General features: G+C 48.9%; 4 protein-coding genes. 1 reads left to right on the forward strand and 3 read right to left on the reverse strand.

Annotated elements, in window-relative coordinates; genetic code table 11:
* A partial coding sequence (locus tag R7O12_RS23645) for an EAL domain-containing protein (RefSeq protein WP_318126467.1) occupies positions 1-773 on the forward strand: 773 nt, incomplete at its 5' end.
* Positions 774-805: 32 nt separating this feature from the next.
* Here R7O12_RS23645 and R7O12_RS23650 read toward each other — a convergent pair.
* The 3 genes from R7O12_RS23650 to R7O12_RS23660 all read right to left on the reverse strand — a co-directional run.
* Positions 806-1834, reverse strand: coding sequence for an AI-2E family transporter (locus tag R7O12_RS23650; protein WP_318126468.1), 1029 nt, complete (start codon positions 1832-1834; stop codon positions 806-808).
* Positions 1835-1843: 9 nt separating this feature from the next.
* Complete coding sequence (locus tag R7O12_RS23655; protein ID WP_075111088.1) at positions 1844-2194, reverse strand: hypothetical protein; 351 nt, start codon at positions 2192-2194, stop codon at positions 1844-1846.
* A partial coding sequence (locus tag R7O12_RS23660; protein ID WP_318126472.1) for a phage holin family protein occupies positions 2139-2501 on the reverse strand: 363 nt, incomplete at its 5' end. The genes R7O12_RS23655 and R7O12_RS23660, both read right to left, overlap by 56 nt.

The raw sequence follows: 2501 nt of genomic DNA on the forward strand, positions 1-2501 counted from the left end.
AGTTAACTGACAAATCGGTATCGCACGTCCGTATTCCAACTGCGCTGCATGAAGCGATAGAAAAAGAACAACTGCATTTGGTGTATCAGCCGCAATACAACCTCGCGCAAAACGCAATTATTGGTGTGGAAGCCTTAGTGCGTTGGGAACACCCAGAATTTGGCTTAGTGCCACCTGCGGATTTTATTCCTATCGCAGAGAAGACGGGCTTGATTCAAAACATCGGCGAATGGGTCCTCAAAGACGCCTGTTTACAAGGGACTGACTGGCTGGCGAGAGGCGTTCAATTTGGCAAAATTGCAGTCAATGTATCAGCACTTCAACTGCAACAGTCGCGCTTCATCAACAAGCTCAAAACCATCCTTCGTGAAACGGGATTCCCGGCGCATCACTTGGAGCTGGAAATTACCGAAAGCTTTTTGCTTATCGATCCAAAACTGGCCATCGCATCGCTAAATCAGCTGTGTGAACTCGGAATCGAGATTTCGTTGGATGACTTCGGCACAGGCTATTCTTCACTGTCTTACCTTAAAGGTTTGCCAATCAACAAACTGAAAATCGACCGCTCGTTTGTCAGTGATGTGCCTAACGACAACGACAGCAACGCCATAGTGAACGCCATCATTGCGATGGGCACGACGCTTTCACTCAAAGTCGTGGCAGAAGGCATCGAAACGCCAGAACAAGTGGCTTACTTGGTCGACAAAGGTTGTATCTACGGTCAGGGATATTTATTCAGCCCACCCGTTGCGGCGGAAAAGTTATTTAACTAAGCACAACGTTCAATACACTGGCAACTTTGCGGTTAGATGTTCGTCGAACCGCAAAGCGCCAAACGATCCGCTAAAATGTTGATGCACACCAACAGCGGCACACCAATCAACAGCCCCATTCCGCCCCACAACCAACCCCAAAAGACCAACCACATAAAGATGACTAACGGGTTGAGGTTAAACCGCCTCCCTAGCAAAGTTGGGGTGACAAACTGACTCTCGATTAAATTCAGCAACAGATATATCGACACCACTGTCAGCATAAAACTGACCGAATCTAGCTGCAAATACGCGACAAAACCAAAGCTCGCCATCGAAATCACTGGTCCCAAATACGGAGCGAAATTCATTACCCCCGCAAACGCACCCCATAGAAATGGGTCTTCAAGGCCGAGGACAAAAAACACCAATCCTACACACAAGCCTAAACCCGCATTGACCAAAGTAATGGTGCCGATGTAGCGCGATAAATCTTTCTGCAGAGCCTGCACCAACTCCACCGCCTGACGTTGTTTCGAAAAACCACGCAAACGCGATACCGATTTACGAAACAGACTTCGACCATGATTAAGCATGAAATACACCATAAACAGCACAATCATCGCCTGAGTTAACAGCGTTGGTGTGGTGGTCGCGAGCGCTTTCAGCAGAGAAAACACCGTGTTGTTGCCCATCTCGTCAATGTTCATGTCACTGGCGATCTCAAGCGGCGCGTTCATGTGCTCTGACGACGCTTTGGTCACTTCATTCACTTCCTGCGAAACGTTTTGGACGATGCTTGGCAACTCAGCCCACCATTGTTTCGCGGGTTCTGATATCGCCGCTAAACCGAGCATTGAAACACTCACCAATAACGTCAACGTCACCACCACAGTTATCGTGCGTGGCAGGCCTTTATCTTCAAAATAATTGATCAACGGGCTAAACAGCAGTGCCACGAACGTACTTATCACCATAGGTAACAGCACCGGTTTGGCGAAGTAGAGTGCAGGAACAAGCAATAACACCAGCAGAGACACACCAATCACGGTATTGATAGGAAGGTTTAATTTTCCATTCATGTGCGTCCTCTACTGATGAGGTGGTAAATCGGAAGGTTGAGCCGCTTCTTCACCTGCTTCTTTTGAGGATACAGCAGACGATGAAGAAGATTTGGCTAGCTGACCACTCAAATCCATCGCGCCATTGAGCAGCAAACTGATGGAGGAGAGAGATGACGTGACGCGAGACAGTCGCCCAGCTTTCGCAACAGCAATCGCGGCAAAAGCGCTCAACCCAAGCGCAGTCCACGGGTTTTCTTGCACGAATCGGTTCGAGGTAAATTTGAGGGTTTGCTTATCCAGCAAGCATTGCTCCAAAGCCGCTTTACCCTCGATGCGTTTTATCTGCATGGCTCGGTCGAGTTTGGTTAGAGAACGCATGCCAGCCCTCCTGCAATTGGTCGGTTGTATTTTTGAAACCAAGGAAGTGCGTCAGCCGCTTCTGCCACCACGCCAACCCAACTAGCGCTAGACCTAACGACACAATAAACACGCCAACACTTAGCAGTAGTTGAGCGGTAAAGTGGTACGTCACTACACCCGCAGCCAAACACACACTGAAGATAAACAGCACCGACAGCAGCGTAAAAATGATGCTGAACATCACGATTTGGCGCGCAGCCGCTACGTTGACTTTCATCTCTAGCAGAAACAAATCCAACGTCGAGCCCGACCACGTTCGCAGTGA

The organism is Vibrio sp. Vb1574, assembly GCF_033338675.1.

Bases quoted from the DNA above. Each gene is read 5' to 3' on its own strand.
- R7O12_RS23650 (WP_318126468.1), bottom strand. From the start codon at position 1,834: ATGAATGGAAAATTAAACCTTCCTATCAATACCGTGATTGGTGTGTCT.
- R7O12_RS23655 (WP_075111088.1), bottom strand. From the start codon at position 2,194: ATGCGTTCTCTAACCAAACTCGACCGAGCCATGCAGATAAAACGCATC.